The sequence below is a fragment of the Rhodoferax sp. GW821-FHT10B06 genome, from assembly GCF_059415605.1.
The window spans coordinates 318,570-334,470 of record NZ_JBWKNO010000002.1; the positions used below are offsets into that span (position 1 = coordinate 318,570).

Sequence of the window (15,901 nt, forward strand, 5' to 3'; positions counted from 1 at the left end):
ACCTGTTAGCCTGCAGGCGCCCGGGACTGCTGCAACAAGTTGGCTGCGATTTGCAGCTCTGACTGCAACCATTCCTGGAAAGCCAGCAGCGGCGGCCAGTCGCGGTATTCCGGGGGGTACACCAGCCAATAGGCGTCGTACGCCTCGGTCGCCAAGGCCAGGGGCGACAACTGCACCAGCCGCCCGGCACGCAGCGCGTCGGCGGCCACCAGCTCTCGGCCCAGCGCAATACCCAAGCCCTGCTCGGTGGCCTGCAGCATCAGGCCCATGTCGTTGAAAACCGCCACCGGCTGGATACGGCAGGGATAGCCCGCCAGCGCAAACCAGGCCTCCCAGCACTCGCTGGTGCCCAGCAAGGGCTCGTGGACCCAGCTGGCGGGGTCACTGCCTGCCAGTCGCTGGGCCATGGCCGGGCTGGCCACCACCACCTGCTGAGAATCGATCAGGCGGCTGCCTTCCAGGCCGCGCCACGGGCCTTTGCCCTGGCGCACCGCCGCGTGAAAACCCTCGCGTGGCAAGTCCATGGCCTGCTGCGAGGTGTGCAGCTCCACCGCCATGCCGGGGTGCAAGGCCCGCCAATGCGCCATGCGCGGCATCAGCCAGTGCTGGGCAAACGACGGCGATACGGTGATGCGCAAACGCTGTTCGGTGCCGGTAGAGGCCAGGGCCGCAGCCCGCATGCCCTCGTCGAGCTGGGCCAGCGCAGGCTCTACCGCTTGCAGCAACGCGGCCCCAGCGGCATTCAGCACCACGCGGCGGCCCCGCCGGTCAAACAGCAAGAAGCCCAGTTGCTCCTCCAGCAAGCGGATTTGCTGGCTGACCGCGCTGTGCGTGAGGTGCAACTGTTCACCCGCGGCGCGCAGGTTGGACAGCTTGGCCACGGCACAAAAAGTGGGCAGGGTTTGCAGAGGAATGCGGGGCATACTGGTAAGTATAAGCATCCAGCCTTGGCAGAAATGAGTGCTTTTACGGAGGCCAATGGATGAATATGCTTACCAGCAATCCATTTGAATACCTGCCATGACGCTCTTCACCCTTGCACTTAAACGGCCTCTGGCCTGGCGCATTAGCACCCAACTGCTGGCCCGGCTGTGGCAGCACTGCACCCGCCGCAGTCCGCCCGCCGCAACGCCCCTGGGCGAGCTCAGCAGCCACCTGCTGCGCGACATCCAGGCCCCTGGCCGCGTGCACGGGCAGGCACAGGAGCACAGCGAACTGGCCCGCTATGACCGGCAACAAGCACGGCATGCGGCCCATTTAAATATATAAAAGGAAACCGCCCCAGCGCAGATAAAACCTGCGCAACCCGCTATCAAAACAGGAGTACTAGAACCTTCCAGACGGTCCAGCTAGTAGGTGGATGCAGGTTCACTGTCCACACCGAAAACACGCACGCAGTCGCGTCCGCTGACCTTGGCGGCGTACATGGCGGCGTCGGCACTGCGCAGCAGCTCGTCGGCGTCGGCACCCGCTGCGGGGTACAACGCAATGCCTATGGATGCCCCCACCTGCAACTGGTGAGACTCGATCTCCATGTCCTCGGCCACACCATCCAGCATGCGGTAGGCCAGGCCCAGCGCACTCTCCACGCCCTCCACCCGGTACTGCAGCACGGCAAACTCATCGCCGCCCATGCGCGCCACCAGGTCTCCGTCTCGGACGATCTGCCGCATGCGCTGGGCCAGCAAAGCCAACACCTTGTCGCCCACGGCATGGCCGTAGGTATCGTTGATGGGCTTGAAGCGGTCAATGTCGATGAAGTGCACTGCAAAGCCGGTGGAGCTCGGGCCAAACACCTTGACGGCATGGTTCAGCGCCTCCAGGAAGGCATCCCGGTTGACCAGCGAGGTCAGGCCGTCATGCCGGGCCACATGGCGGATGCGCTCATCGGCACGTTTGCGCTCGGTAATGTCGGTATAGGTACGCAGCACGCCGCCGCCCTGGATGGGCACGCTGTTGACCTCGATCACCCGGCCGTCCGGGCGCTTGCGGTCGTAGGAATAAGGCCGGCTGAAGTCGCCCCCGGTGCGCACGATCTCCACCAGCTCGGGCGGCACATGGACGAACTCACCGTGCGCAGCCTGGTAGGCAAATACCGCATCCAAGGTGGGGCGGCTGTCCATCAGTTCCTTGGGCAGGCCCAGCAGCTCCTGGGCACGCCGGTTGCAGACCACCACCACCCGCTCGGCGCTGATGCGCATCACACCTTGCAGCATGCACTCCAGCGTGGCCTCCAGCAGGGCCGATTTTTCCTGCAGTATGGCTTCGCTGTCGCGGGCCCGGCGCTCGGCATCCTGCAGCTGCTGTTGCTGGTGCTTGAGCTGGGTGATGTCCATGTGGGCAAAAAAACCCTTGCCATCCAGGCTGCGCTGGGCGACGACGCGGCTCCAGCGCCCATCGGGCAAGGGCACTTCAACAGGTATGCCCTGGTAGCGTGTGCCTTCGGCCAGGGTCAGCAAGCCCTCCTGGAACAAGGCGCCGTCCTGCGCTTCGCGCCCCTTCCACAAGTTGCGGTAAAGGTTCTCGAAACGCAGGCCGACCGCCGCATTGCGCCCCGATAACCCGTACAGCAGCACAAAAGGCTCGTTGACCCATTCGATACGCTCGTCCGCACCGGTAACCATGATGCCGTCCGGCAGCTTGTCGAACAGGCCCGCACCGTCGATGGATGGCGCATCGGCCGTGCCCAGAATGGAGGTGCCCAGCCCGCCGGTATTCAGGTCGTGCGCGCGCCAGATGCGGATGCGCCCCACCTCCGGCAGGGGCAGGGACGACACCCACAGGCGCACACCCCGGTGTACGAACGAATACGCGCGCTGCTGCACCCGGTGGCGCGCAATGCCTCTGGTGATGTAGTCGTCTATGGCCGGCAGTTCCTCCGGCGGCAGGCGCCCCTGGTAGAAGCGCCGCAGGTTAGCCGCGTAGGGCTCCCCCGCATGGATATGGGCCGCGTGCTCCGGGAAGAATTTGAGAAAGCTGCGGTTCCACAGCAAGGTGTTGTCGGCGTCGTCAAACACGCAAGTGGCGATGCCCAGGCCGTCCAGCGTGTCGGCCACTGTCTGCAGCAGGGGTAACACGCTAGCCATGCACCCGCCCTGTGCCGACACGCTGTGCCGCGCGGGGGCGCCAACCCGGCTGCCGTGCGTGCAGCCGCTGGTAAGGCTTGCTTGTCTGGGCGCAACTGACACGCCCCCTGCGGTCTATTCTGCTCATGGTCAAAATGTACCCGAGTCGCCCGTGCTTGCACCGTGCTGCGTGTAAAACCAAACTCTGCCCTGCCCTCTGCGTCTCTTGCACAAAAAAATACCGCGGCGCAGGATTCACCTGCGGCATCAGCTACATTTTTAATAGCAAATTACTGCCCGCCCTCTTTGGGCGCCAGGTCCACGCCGCTGAGTTTGGCGATGTACTCGGGCAGCATGGGCACATAGGCCTGGTCCCCGCCGTTCTTCAAGGCCAGGGCAAAGGAATTCTTGACCGCATTGCCCAGGCTGTTGGAGATGCCCGCCGCGTCGGCCATGGACTCCAGATAGCGCAAGTCCTTGAAGGCGTTGTGCAGAGTGAATTTATGGGCCTCCTTGTTACCCTCCAGCACATAGCCCATAAAGGTCTGGTAGAAGCCGCAATCCATGCGGCCGCCGCGTATCACCGAGTCAAACCGCTCCGGCCCAATGCCCACCGCCTGCGCCAGCGTCATGGCCTCGGAATACAGCGCCGCATAACCCAGCGACAGAAAGTTGTTGACCAGCTTCATACGGTGGCCGTCGCCCGGCCCGCCGATATGCACGATGCGCCCGGCCCAGGTGGCCAGCACCGGCTGGATGCGGGCGAAGGTGGCGGCATCCGCCCCCACCATGGTGTCCAGCGTGCCGTCCCAGGCCTCTTTGGGCGTGCGGCCCAGCGGCGCATCCACCAGCGTGGCGCCCAGCGCCGCGATTTCCGCCGCCAGCGCCACGGTGGACACCGGGTCGGAGGTCGAGCAATCCACCACCACCGCACCAGGCTGCAGGCCGCCCGCCAGGCCGTTCGGCCCGCGTAGCAACGCCTCCACATCGCGTGAGCCGGTCACGCACAAGAAAATGACCGTTGCCTGGGCGGCCAAGGCTTGTGGTGACGCCGCCACCTGGGCGCCGCGCTGCTGCAAGTCTTCCAGCGCGGCCGACGGGCGACGGGCGTAGACGGTGAGCGCATAGCCCTTGTCCACAATGTTCTTGGCCATGCCGTGGCCCATCAGGCCCAGGCCTATGAAGCCGATGTGCTCGCGCGTCTGTTCCATGGATGTCTGCCTTTGCTTTGATCTGAGCAGGGTTTGTACCCCATCCAAACGCAGTCGGGTACTTGCCCAGGCCCGTTACACCAGTGTCACAATGTAAACAGGGTCGGAAATGTTGCCGTTTCCAGCAGACGAATAACAAGGGATCGCCCAGATCTCCAACGATGGCAAGCGTGACAGAACTGCATATGTTTAGGGACGCTCTGCACCACTCCCCCCGGTCTGTGGCAGCACGGCCTTGGGCGGTCTGCTGCCTCGCATTTCTGGCCAATAGCTACGGCTATCGGCTGCAAAATGTACCTTGCATCCCATCCAGATCTGCGCCACCACATTCTCGTCAGAGTTATGCAGAGCATCGCTAACGTGCTTGCACGCTTTCGCCGGTTCATGGCGCCGTACGAGGCGGAAGAACCCCTGGCCGCCAGTTTCCGCGCCAAGCAACTCCAGGCCGTGCTGGGCCTGACCCCGTTGGCCATGCTGGTCAACTTGTTCAACGCTGCCGTCGTCATGTCCCGCATGCCCGCCCATGCCCAATGGCTGTGGCTCTGGTTCCTGGCCTTGCTGGTATTTGCCGGCCAGGGCCTGAGGGCCTGGTACCGCACACGCAACCGTCCGCCCCGGCCCCGGGCTTCGCTGAAAGCCATGCGGCGCGCACTGCGCCACGCTGCCGGACTGGGTGCGTTATGGGGCCTATTGCCCGCGCTGCTGCTGCCCGGCGCGGCGCCACAAGACCAGCACATGCTGACCATCATTTCCTGCGGCATGATCTGCGCGGGCGGCTTCGCCCTGGTGACCGTACCCGCAGCGGCAATGTCATATGTGGGCATTCTGACTCTGGGCTCCGCCATCGGCCTGCTGCGCATCGCGCTGCCGGGTGCGCATGTGCTGCTCTACCTGCTGCTGGTATACAGCCTGGTGGTGGTCGCCTCGGTGCGCGTCATGGCCCGCTCCTACGGCTCGCGCCTGGTGGCCGAAGCCGACGCCGCCCACAAAGAGCAGATCGTTGGCCTGTTGCTGCGCGACTTCGAAGAAAACTCCAGCGACTTTCTGTGGGAGCTGTCACCCAGCGGGCAACTGGGCCGCACCTCCAGCCGGCTGTCCAAAGCCCTGCAATTCGACCCGCTGCAAGACGCTGACCAAAGCCTGGTTACGCTGATTGCACGCACCCAGGCCGCCTACCCCCAGGCGCCCGACGACACCGCGCAGTACCTGGACAAACTGCAGGAGGCGCTGGCCACACCCCAGCCCTTCCGCGACCTGGTTGTACCTGTAATACTCAACGGCAAGCAGCGCTGGTGGGCGCTGACCGCCAAGCCTGTATTCCTGCTGGGCCAAGCAGGCCAGGCCGACCAGAACCAGCACGGCTGGCGCGGCGTGGGTGCCGACATCACCGACCGCAAGCACGCCGAAGACGAAATGCATCGCCTGGCGCATTTCGACGCACTCACCGGCCTGGCCAACCGCCGCCATTTCCAGCATCGGCTGCAGCAGTTGTGCACCCAGAACGGTGGCACCCCGGGCAGCGCAGCACTGCTGTGCATCGACATGGACAACTTCAAGCGCGTGAACGACGCCCACGGCCATGCCAACGGTGATCTGCTGCTGAAGACCGTGGCCCAACGCATGGTCGGCGCCATCCGGGCCCGTGACATGGTCGCCCGCCTGGGCGGAGATGAATTCGCCATACTGCTCGACGGCATCGCCCAGCCCGACGAAGTGCGCCTGTTCACCGAGCGCCTGATGCAGACCATAGAGCAGCCCTGCAACCTGTCCGGCATACGCTGCACGCCGCACACCAGTATCGGCATCGCCCTGCTACCGCAGGACGGCCGGCACGCCGACGAAGTACTCCACCACGCCGATCTGGCGCTGTACGAGGCCAAGGCCCGTGGCCGGCGGCAGGCCCATTTTTTCTCACCGGCCATGGACGAAAAATCCCGCCGCCGCATCGCCCTGGAAGACGATCTACGCCACGCCTTGCAACAGGGCGAGTTGCATCTGGTCTACCAGCCCCAGATCTCGCTCACCGGCCAGCACATGACGGGCGTGGAAGCCCTGCTGCGCTGGTCCAGCATGCGCTTTGGCAGCGTCTCGCCGGCAGAATTCATCTCCATCGCCGAAGAAGCCGGGCTGATCAGCGACATCGGTCTGTGGGTGCTGGAAACCGCCTGCCAGGCGGCCCGCCAGTTACCCGACGCACTGCTGATGGCGGTCAACCTGTCGGCCAGCCAGTTTGACGACGCGCTGCTGGTGGACAAGATACTGGCCGTGTTGGAAAAAACCGGCCTGGACCCGCAGCGGCTGGAGCTGGAGATCACCGAGTCGGTGTTCCTGGCCGACACCGACGACGTGCTGGCCGCACTACACCGCCTGCGCAGCGCCGGTATCCGCATTGCGCTGGACGACTTCGGCACTGGCTACTCGTCACTGGCCTATTTACGCAGCTTCCCGTTCAACAAGCTGAAGATCGACCGCTCCTTCGTCATGCACATTGGCGACAACGCGGAGTCGGATGCCATCGTGCGCTCCGTCATCGACCTGGCCAGCGGCCTGCACATGGTCACCACGGCCGAGGGCATAGAAACCGCCGAACAATGCCAGCGCCTGACACAGCTGGCCTGCACCACCGGCCAGGGCTACTACTTTGCCCGCCCACTGAGTCTGGCCGCCGTACTGGAGCGGCTGGCGCAACCTCTGCAGTGAGCCAACGGCCAAAAAAAACGCGGCAGCTGTGTCCCGCCCCGCTGCACTAGGTCCGTTACAAAATCAGTACAACAAAAAAAGGGCTGCAGCGCATAATTCTTCAGCGCCAGTAGCTATTTTTATCATAGCAACTGAAGCAATATCGGCGCGCACGCTGACGTACGTGCCGACCGCCGACAGGGCATCTACCGTAGCCCCACAGGCAGGGATTCTCCTGCGGGCTCCGTACCAGGACAGGCTATGAAGATAATTGGCATTTCCGCCTCGCGCCGCCGCTTTTTGCGCGGCGCTGTCAAAACCGCACCGGCGCTGGCGACGCTGGGCAGCACACTCGGCCTGGCCAGTTCAACCCCTGTCGGCAGCAGCCCTGCCAGCTACAGCCCGGGCTATTTCACCCCACAGGAATGGCAGCTGCTGTCAGCCCTGGTAGAGCGCCTGATCCCGGCCGATGCCACTGGCCCCAGCGCCACCGAGGCCGGTGTGCCCGAGTTCATCGATCGGCAGATGGACCAGCCCTACGGCCATGGTGCGCTATGGTTCATGCAGGCGCCGTTCGTGCCCTCCGCCGCCGATGAATTCGGCTACCAGTTGGCGCAAAGCCCGCGCGAGCTGTACCGCCAGGCCCTGGCCGCATTGGCACAGGCCATACAGCAGCAACACAGCAAACCTTTCACCGATCTGCCCCCGGCCGAGCAGGACGCGGTGCTGACCGGGCTGGAAGCCGGCACGCTGGCCATAGGCACAGTGCCGCCCAAGACCTTCTTCGCGCAGCTGCTGACGAATACCCGCGAAGGCTACTTCTGCGACCCCAAGCATGGCGGCAACAAGAACATGGCAGCCTGGAAGATGGTCGGCTTTCCGGGTGCGCGCGGCGACTACATCGACTGGGTAGACCAGTACGCCACCAGGTACCCGCTGCCGCCGGTGTCCAGTTCTTAAAGGATCACGATGAGCGACAGCGTTAAAAAACCCGCGGTCGATGTCGTCATCGTCGGCTTTGGCTGGACCGGCGCCATCATGGCGAAAGAACTCACCGAGGCCGGCCTGAAAGTCGTAGCCCTGGAGCGCGGCCCCTACCGCGACACCTACCCCGACGGCATCTACCCCACAACGCTGGACGAGCTGACTTTCGTGCAGCGCGGCAAGCTGTTCCAGAACATGGCAAAAAGCTCGTTCACCTTCCGCCACGGCGTGGCCGATGTGGCCGTGCCCTACCGGCAGATCGGCGCCTTCAAACCCGGCGAAGGCGTGGGCGGCGCCGGCCTGCACTGGTCCGGCCAGCACTGGCGCGTGACGCCCGAAGAGCTGCAGCTGAAAACCCATTACACCCAGCGCTACGGCAAGAACTTCATCCCTGACGGTATGACCATCCAGGACTTCGGCGTGAGCTACGCCGAGCTGGAGCCGCATTTCGACTTTGTTGAAAAAGTCTTTGGCACCTCCGGCCGCGCCTACAAGGTCAAGGGCCAGGTGGTCGGAGAAGGCAATGTATTCGAGGCCGACCGATCCGACCACTACCCGCTGCCACCGCAAAAAGTGCCCTACACCGCCAGCCTGTTCATGCAGGCAGCGAAAGAGGTCGGCCTGCACCCCTTTGTCGAACCCTCGTCCAACGCCTCCGGCCCCTACACCAACCCCTATGGCTGCCAGATGGGGCCATGCAATTTCTGCGGCTTCTGCTCAGGCTTTGCCTGCTACAACTACTCCAAGGCCTCGCCGAACGTCAACATCATGCCGGCGCTGCGGCTGGCCGCCAACTTCGAGCTGCGTGCCGACGCGAATGTGCTGCGCATCAACCTCGACGCCAGCGGCAAGCGCGCTACCGGCGTCACCTATGTGGACGCCACCGGCAAGAGCTTCGAGCAACCCGCCGACCTGGTGATCGCCAGCACCTTTGCCTATAACAACGCGCGGCTGTTTTTGCTGTCTGGTATTGGCAAGCCCTATGACCCTGTGAGTGGTGAAGGCGTGGTGGGCCGCAACATCGCCTACCAGATGATGTCCACGGTGCAGATGTTCTTCCCACCCGGCACCAACACCAACCCCTTTATCGGCGCCGGCGGCACCGGCGTGGCGGTGGACGACTACAACGCCGACAACTTCGACCACGGCCCGCTGGGCTTTGTGGGCGGCGCGCCGGCCTGGTGCAACCCGGCCGGTGTGAAACCCATAGGCGGCATCCCGGTGCCCACCGGCACGCCAAACTGGGGGGCGGGTTGGAAGAGCGCGGTGAAAGACAACTACCTGAACACCGTGTCCTTCGACGTGCACGGCGCCAACATGGTCTACCGCGATTGCTATGTCGATCTGGACCCGACCTACACCGACCACTACGGCCAGGCGCTGATGCGCTTCACCTTCGACTGGAAAGACAACGACATCAAGATGAGCCGCTACGTCACCGGCGAGATGCTGAAAGTGGCCAAGGCCATGAGCCCGCATTCCATCAAGGTCAGCCAGAAGAACTTTGGCGACCACCTGGACCTGCGCGCCTACCAGACCACGCACTGGGCCGGCGGCGTGGCCATGGGCGAAGACCGCAGCACCAGCGTGCTGAACCGCTATCTGCAAAGCTGGGATGTGCCCAACGTGTTTGCCGTCGGCTCTGGTGTGTTCCCCATCGGCATCGGCTACAACCCGACCGGCCTGGCCACCGCACTGACCTACTGGGCCGCCAAGGCGATACGTGAACAGTACCTGAAAGACCCTCGCCCCCTGGTGGACGCATGATGGCCCGCCCCACCCAGCGCCCCACCCTGCTACTTGCTGCCGCACTGGCTTTGGCATTCAGCGCCAGCGCAGCGCAGGCCGCTGCCCCTGTCGATGCCCAACTGCTAGCCAAGGGCGCCTACCTGGCCCGCGCCGGTGACTGCATCGCCTGCCACAGCGCCACACCGGACAAGCCATTTGCCGGCGGCCTGCCCATGTCTACGCCGGTGGGTGCCGTCTACTCCACCAATATCACGCCGGACAAAACCGCGGGCATCGGCGACTGGAGCTATGAAGACTTCGCCAAGCTGATGCGCACCGGCGTTACCAAGGCCGGCTACACCGTCTACCCGGCCATGCCCTACCCGTCTTTCTCGCGCCTGGGCGAAGACGATCTGCAGGCGCTGTACGCCTATTTCATGCATGGCGTGCAGCCCGACCCCACGCCGAATAAAAAGGCCGACATTCCCTGGCCGCTGTCGATGCGCTTCCCACTGGCACTGTGGCGCATGGTGTTTGCGCCACAGCCGGCCCCCATGAGCGTGCCGCAAAGCCCGCAGCCGAATCTGCTGCGCGGCGCCTATCTGGTGCAGGGCCTGGGCCACTGTGGCGCCTGCCACACGGCGCGCGGCGTGGCCTTTCAGGAAAAGGCTCTGAGTGATACCGGCAACAGCATCTACCTGGCCGGCGGCGGCGCGGTTGACGGCTGGGTCCCACCGTCCCTGCGCAACAGCCACGGCGGCGGCCTTGCAAGCTGGAGCGGGCGTGACATCGTGGATTTTCTGAAAACCGGACGCAACCAGCGCAGTGCCTCGTTTGGTGGCATGAATGACGTGGTGGCGCATTCCACCCAGCACCTGACCGACGCCGACCTGACCAGCATCGCGCTCTACCTGAAGTCCTTGCCCACCAGCGCACCCGCGCCAGCACCGTATGTGGCCGACCCGCGCGTGGCGCAGGAGCTGCACAACGGCGTGGTGAACAGCCGCGGCGCACAAATCTACCTGGACCGCTGCGCCGGCTGCCACCGATCCGATGGCCAGGGTGCTGCCAAAACCTTCCCTGCATTGGCCGGCAATGCGCTGCTACAGACCGCAGACGCATCAAGCAGCATCAAGATCGTGCTGTCCGGCAGTGCCATGCCCGCCACGCAGACCGCGCCCTCGGCCTTCACCATGGCGCCGTACGCCGGGCTGCTCAGCGACGCCGACATCGCCGACGTCGTCAGCTTCATCCAGACCAGTTGGGGCAACCAGGGTGGTGCGGCCACAGCGCGCCAGGTGGCTGCCCTGCGCAAGACATCGCCGCCCGTGCAAGCCGCGACCGTGGCCACGTTTGCGCCGGGCCGGCCGGACACCTTGGCGCCGCGCCCGGCAGCCAGCAGCGCTGTGCCTTAAACATTCAAAGGGAATCGGGCTCTAGCGCAGGTAGAACCTGCGCTAGCAGCTACTCTTTCAATAGCATGCGTTAACCGCACCAATGCTTACCAGCGCTGGTGCACCAGCGGTTTGGCAAAGCGCTCATACACACCCGCGATGGCCTGCATGGTGCCGTCGGTCAGCGGCGGCAAGTCGGCGGCGGCCACGTTGTCGGCCACCTGGGTAGCGCGCTTGCCACCGGGAATGGAGCAGGTCACAGCCGGGTGCATCTGTATCCAGCGCAGCGCCATCTGCGGCATGCTCTGGCCCGCGGGCACCAGGGGTCGCAGCGCGTCCACTGCTTGCAGGCCCACGTTGTAATCCAGCCCAGAGAAGGTTTCGCCTTTGTCGAAGGCCGCGCCCTCGCGGTTGAACTGGCGGTGGTCGTCCGCGGCGAAAGTGCTGTCCTTTGTCAGCTTGCCACTCAGCAGGCCGCTGGACAGCGGCAGCCGCGCGAGAATGCCCACGCCGCGCTTTTGCGTTTGTTCAAACAGCAGCTCGGCCGGGCGCTGGCGGAAGATGTTGTAGATGATCTGCACCGACTGCACGCCGGGGAATTCAATCGCCTTCAGCGCCTCCTCCACCTTCTCCACACTCACGCCGTAGTGGCGCAACTTGCCCGCCTTCACCAAATCGTCCAGCACGCCAAACACTTCGGGCATATAGAACACCTCGGTTGGCGGGCAGTGCAGTTGCAGCAGGTCCAGCGCCTCGGTGTTCAGATTCACCAGGCTGCGCTCGACAAAGGCGGTCAGGTTTTCGCGGTTGTAGCCAGCCGCCACATGCGGGCTCAGGCGGCGCCCCGCCTTGGTGGCAATGTAGAAGGGTTCGCTACGCTCGCGCTTGAGCTGGGCCAGCAGCCGTTCGCTGCGGCCATCGCCGTATACGTCGGCGCTGTCGAAGAAGTTCACGCCCATATCCAGCGCTTTGTGCAGCGCGCCCATGGACTCTGCGTCATCCACATCGCCCCAGGTGCCGCCAATGGCCCATGCGCCGAAGCTGACGGTCGAAATATTCCAGCCGGTGCGGCCGAGAGGACGGTATTGCAAGATGGGTCTCCTTGTTGGTTCGGGCGGCAAGTATCGCACCTTGGGCCATTTAGTGCGACGTTTCAACAATAGACCCTAAAGCCTGGTTAACGCTGGCAAACACTGCGCAGACAGCTACGTTTTAGATAGCAAACAGCCAATGCCGCCAGGCGCCTCCGCGCACGACTGCAGCCTGTGGCTCTTTCGCCATGCCTTGATCTGCATCAGTGTGGCCCCAGGTGCATAGGAGGACCATCAGGTCCAAGGAGTCCCACCATGCAACACCTCACCCCGGAACAACGGGCCACCCTGAACCGCGTATTGCAAGAACGCCGCCGTGCGCTGGAGGGTGAATTGGCCGACCACCGGCAAGATCTGGCCGCATTGGCCCCAACGCTGGCAGAGCGCCCACAAAACAGCAGCGCCTACCCGGCCAACGCAAACGACCGCGAGGTCGAAGCCGCTTTGTCCGATATGGACTCGGCTGAACTGGCTGCCGTGCAGCGTGCCCAGCAGCGCCTGCAGGACGACAGCTTTGGCATCTGCGTGGACTGCGCACAACCCATCCCGTTTGCTCGTTTGATGATTGAGCCCGAAGCCCTGCGCTGCGTGGCCTGTGCCTCCATTTTTGAAAGGAAACTTTGACATGCCACTATTCCACGCCGTAGTCTGGACCGACCACCAATCCGCCCAGGTCATCCAGTTCGATGCCGAGCAGGTGTTACCGCAAAAGCTCCACTCCCACAGCTACGACACCGCCCAGCACGGCAGCGCCGTGCGCTCGCAGCACGAGTTCTTTGGCCATGTATGCGATGTGCTGGACGGCATCAGCCAGGTGCTGGTCACCGGCTCACATACCTCCATCGCCGACTTTCGCCACTATGCCGACAAACACAAGCCCGCGACCGCGCAGCACATCATCGGCTATGAGATAGTGGACCACCCCACGGACAAGCAGCTTGTTGCCCTGGCCCGCAAGGCGTTTGACAAACACAACCTGATGGACGGTGTGCCTACTGCAGGGTGAAGCAGGGTGAACTGCCACGCCCCCTCCGGGGTTGGGAGCGGCTAGGTCATACCGACCCGATTCCGACATGGGCAGCGCCAACGTAATCTACGGTGGTGCAGCCATGCCCAACGGGCCCCCATGGGCAAGCCTTAGCAACTTGATGAATATTGGCTAATTCACCAGCGGCTGGAATTCAACCCGGCAAACACTCAACTCCATCAAAGTGTGCTGTTGCTAGTGGGAACAAGTTTGATCAGCGCTCCGCGCAGCTCCCTGAGCCTGGGCGGCTTGCTCAGCACACAGTCCACGTTCGCGGGTCCAACGCCGTCAGAAACCAATCGCTGCCCCCAACCCGTCAGCAATATCACGGGCGTTGACGGCGACAAATATTTGATGGCAGTTGCGACCTTATGCCCATCTACATAAGGCATTCCAAGGTCCGTAATCACAATCGCGAATGACTCGCCCTGCTCCTGTGCACTATGGAACGTATTAATGCCGGCTTGACCACCATCAGCAGAAACCACCGTATGCCCATCAAACGCCAAAATATCGCGCAGCGATCTCAGCACCAAAGGATCGTCGTCCACGATCAGTATCCGCAAATGTGACGGCGCACTCTTTTCGTCGGCATGAGATGCAGTTTCTGCAACATCTGAAGGAACAAGAAAGCCCAAACGCACAGTTGTCCCGACGGCCAATTTCGACTCCAATTCGACGCTGGCGCTGTGCCGCTCCACCATGCCATAGACCATTGCCAGCCCCAATCCTGTTCCACGCTCTCCTTTTGTCGTGAAAAATGGCTCCAAGCAACGTTTACGCGTATCCTCATCCATCCCGATCCCAGAATCGCTCACTTCGATAAACACATGTCTTGAGACGATCTGCCTATCCCGGTCCTCAACCCCCGCAACCCTGGTGCGAAGTGTCAGCGTGCCACCATCAGGCATTGCATCGACCGCATTGAAAATAAGATTCGTCAATGCCTCCCGTATTTCACCCTCGACTCCCATAAAGAAAGGAAGATCAGGGTCAAGTTCGGTCCGCAGCTCAATCACAACACCCCGTTGCTGTGGCATATCGCTCCAGCGCGCTCGCGTCAGGTCGGCCACCTGCTGGATCAGGAGATTGGCGTTTACCGGACTCAAAGTTAGCTGCGTTTCACGTTGCCGATAAAACTCCCTCATCCGAGCGACCGTTGCGGCCACATCGTCAATGGCCCGCTGGATCACCTCCAAATGGTTGCGGCCACGGTTGCTCAGGTTGGGCTCAGTTTCCAGCAGCAATTCCGTGTATAGCGCGATTGGAGAAATAGCATTATTGATATCGTGCGCAATCCCACTGGCCATTTGACCCAGCGCACGCAACCGTTCTTGCTGCATCACCGATTGCTGCGTCTGACGTAGATCGTCATAGGCTTGCTGCAAAGCGGTATACAACTGCGCTTGGTTGGCAGCGAGCGCAACGTGCTCACACAATTGCCGTAGGAATTCACACTCACCACTACTAAAACTGTTCGGCTGTTGTCGCGCAACGACCAAGACACCAAACACCGTACTTTCCACCAGCAGCGGAGCCATCACCAATGCGCGCAAACCACCTTTGGCTAGACGTTGTGGAAAAGGAAAATCTACTCCACTGATATCACCCTCGTATACCAGTTGCCCTTTCATGCACAGGGATAGGCCATTTGTGTCTATGGAAATGCGGGCGTTCTCCTCCAAAGAGAGTTGATGCATCAGCGCTTCGCTGCGCAGTCCCACACAGGTAACGATCAGCACATTTTGTGGTTGGTCGTATACGCAGAGGCAAACAAAATCCATCGGCAGTTGGTCCTCCAGGCTACGGATAACCACCTGAAAGATACTTCGCAAATCTTGGCGTGCGCCCGTAGAACGGGTAATCTGATGCAGCAGATTCAACCGCTCAAGTTGCGCATGTGCCTTTTGCTCAGCCTGTTGACGAACCAGAATTTCAGATGCGAGCGTCTCATTGGCGTTGAGCAGTTCATCTCGTGAAACGGTGGTTAACTTCAATTTTTCCGTCATGCCGTCAAACGCACGAGCGAGTTCGCCAATTTCATCTTGCGAAGCCGCGCCTAAGACAAAATCAAGATTACCTTCACCAACCACCTTCGTGCCTTCACGAAGTCTCTCGAGCGGTCGCGTTACGCTTCTCAACGTGATAAAGATAGTAAAAGCAATAGCCAGCACAACCAACAGGCCAAACGCAATCACCGTAACATTCGCTCTGTGTTGCGCATCAAGCACAGCATTGCGACTACGCTCCGACAAAACCAAAGCGTCAGAAATCATGGCTTGGGTTTTGTTTGATATCTGTCCAGACAATCTGGACTCCAACTCCTCAAGTATTTCTCTTCGACCCTGATCGTTTTCGAGTTCATGGCGATTCGCCACTAATAAACCGAATAATCTTCCAACGTCTTCTTGGTTGCGTCGAAGATCTCCAATAATTTCTGCATCGTCTAAATCATTGGACCCCATCGTTTCCGCAAGAAATTTGGAAAAAGAAGTAGACTTCAATTGCCATTGTTCCTGCGCACGCTCTTCATGGTGAAGCTCATATTCCATCGAAAGATATCGGAGAGCGGTAACTGCACGTAAAACCTCACCGGCTTGCTCATTTTTTACAAGCTCCCTCTTCATTTGTGAAGTTGTAAATAGTAAAACGCCCACAATGATGGCGACCACTATCCCACAAAATAGCTCAATAAGTTTTAGTCGTGTAGAGATTTTCACGG

12 protein-coding genes are annotated in these 15,901 nt (G+C 61.9%); 7 read left to right on the forward strand and 5 right to left on the reverse strand.

Annotated elements, in window-relative coordinates; genetic code table 11:
- Window positions 1–5 precede the first annotated feature (5 nt).
- Entirely contained in the window at window positions 6–935 is a 930-nt protein-coding gene (locus tag AC07O2_RS04280; RefSeq protein WP_495074726.1) for a LysR substrate-binding domain-containing protein, read from the reverse strand.
- Between the two features lie 85 nt (window positions 936–1,020).
- On the opposite strand from AC07O2_RS04280, the gene AC07O2_RS04285 reads away from it, so the two are divergent.
- Window positions 1,021–1,269 carry a hypothetical protein gene (locus AC07O2_RS04285; RefSeq protein WP_495074496.1) on the forward strand — a complete coding sequence of 83 codons (249 nt, stop codon included), beginning with the start codon at window positions 1,021–1,023 and terminating at the stop codon, window positions 1,267–1,269.
- Window positions 1,270–1,349: 80 nt separating this feature from the next.
- Here the strand turns inward: AC07O2_RS04285 and AC07O2_RS04290 are convergent, their stop codons facing one another.
- Complete coding sequence (locus AC07O2_RS04290) at window positions 1,350–3,086, reverse strand: diguanylate cyclase domain-containing protein (protein WP_495074497.1); 1,737 nt, start codon at window positions 3,084–3,086, stop codon at window positions 1,350–1,352.
- Window positions 3,087–3,355: 269 nt separating this feature from the next.
- Window positions 3,356–4,324: an NAD(P)-dependent oxidoreductase gene (locus AC07O2_RS04295; protein WP_495074498.1), complete on the reverse strand. Its 969-nt coding sequence runs from the start codon at window positions 4,322–4,324 to the stop codon at window positions 3,356–3,358.
- A 294-nt stretch (window positions 4,325–4,618) separates the two neighbouring features.
- On the opposite strand from AC07O2_RS04295, the gene AC07O2_RS04300 reads away from it, so the two are divergent.
- From AC07O2_RS04300 to AC07O2_RS04315, 4 genes are all read left to right on the forward strand, one after another.
- The gene (locus AC07O2_RS04300) at window positions 4,619–6,976 is read left to right on the forward strand and encodes a putative bifunctional diguanylate cyclase/phosphodiesterase (protein ID WP_495074499.1); all 2,358 of its coding nucleotides are present in this window, start codon (window positions 4,619–4,621) and stop codon (window positions 6,974–6,976) included.
- Between the two features lie 240 nt (window positions 6,977–7,216).
- Entirely contained in the window at window positions 7,217–7,915 is a 699-nt protein-coding gene (locus tag AC07O2_RS04305; protein WP_495074500.1) for a gluconate 2-dehydrogenase subunit 3 family protein, read from the forward strand.
- A 9-nt stretch (window positions 7,916–7,924) separates the two neighbouring features.
- Complete coding sequence (locus tag AC07O2_RS04310) at window positions 7,925–9,706, forward strand: GMC family oxidoreductase (protein ID WP_495074501.1); 1,782 nt, start codon at window positions 7,925–7,927, stop codon at window positions 9,704–9,706.
- Entirely contained in the window at window positions 9,706–11,082 is a 1,377-nt protein-coding gene (locus AC07O2_RS04315) for a c-type cytochrome (protein ID WP_495074502.1), read from the forward strand. Before AC07O2_RS04310 ends, AC07O2_RS04315 begins: the two co-directional genes overlap by 1 nt.
- Window positions 11,083–11,168: 86 nt before the next feature.
- Here AC07O2_RS04315 and AC07O2_RS04320 read toward each other — a convergent pair whose 3' ends face one another.
- Window positions 11,169–12,152, reverse strand: coding sequence for an aldo/keto reductase (locus tag AC07O2_RS04320; RefSeq protein WP_495074503.1), 984 nt, complete (start codon window positions 12,150–12,152; stop codon window positions 11,169–11,171).
- A gap of 255 nt (window positions 12,153–12,407) precedes the next feature.
- Between AC07O2_RS04320 and AC07O2_RS04325 the strand changes: the two genes are divergently transcribed.
- Complete coding sequence (locus AC07O2_RS04325) at window positions 12,408–12,776, forward strand: TraR/DksA family transcriptional regulator (protein ID WP_495074504.1); 369 nt, start codon at window positions 12,408–12,410, stop codon at window positions 12,774–12,776.
- Window position 12,777: 1 nt separating this feature from the next.
- Window positions 12,778–13,158, forward strand: a complete 381-nt coding sequence (locus tag AC07O2_RS04330; RefSeq protein ID WP_495074505.1) for a hypothetical protein — start codon at window positions 12,778–12,780, stop codon at window positions 13,156–13,158.
- Window positions 13,159–13,358: 200 nt separating this feature from the next.
- Here AC07O2_RS04330 and AC07O2_RS04335 read toward each other — a convergent pair whose 3' ends face one another.
- Window positions 13,359–15,899 carry a hybrid sensor histidine kinase/response regulator gene (locus AC07O2_RS04335; protein ID WP_495074506.1) on the reverse strand — a complete coding sequence of 847 codons (2,541 nt, stop codon included), beginning with the start codon at window positions 15,897–15,899 and terminating at the stop codon, window positions 13,359–13,361.
- Between the last annotated feature and the right edge of the window lie 2 nt (window positions 15,900–15,901).

Coding starts and splice junctions, on each gene's coding strand:
- AC07O2_RS04285 (WP_495074496.1), top strand. CDS start 1,021: ATGACGCTCTTCACCCTTGCACTTAAACGGCCTCTGGCCTGGCGCATT.
- AC07O2_RS04290 (WP_495074497.1), bottom strand. CDS start 3,086: ATGGCTAGCGTGTTACCCCTGCTGCAGACAGTGGCCGACACGCTGGAC.
- AC07O2_RS04300 (WP_495074499.1), top strand. CDS start 4,619: ATGCAGAGCATCGCTAACGTGCTTGCACGCTTTCGCCGGTTCATGGCG.
- AC07O2_RS04305 (WP_495074500.1), top strand. CDS start 7,217: ATGAAGATAATTGGCATTTCCGCCTCGCGCCGCCGCTTTTTGCGCGGC.
- AC07O2_RS04310 (WP_495074501.1), top strand. CDS start 7,925: ATGAGCGACAGCGTTAAAAAACCCGCGGTCGATGTCGTCATCGTCGGC.
- AC07O2_RS04315 (WP_495074502.1), top strand. CDS start 9,706: ATGGCCCGCCCCACCCAGCGCCCCACCCTGCTACTTGCTGCCGCACTG.
- AC07O2_RS04325 (WP_495074504.1), top strand. CDS start 12,408: ATGCAACACCTCACCCCGGAACAACGGGCCACCCTGAACCGCGTATTG.
- AC07O2_RS04330 (WP_495074505.1), top strand. CDS start 12,778: ATGCCACTATTCCACGCCGTAGTCTGGACCGACCACCAATCCGCCCAG.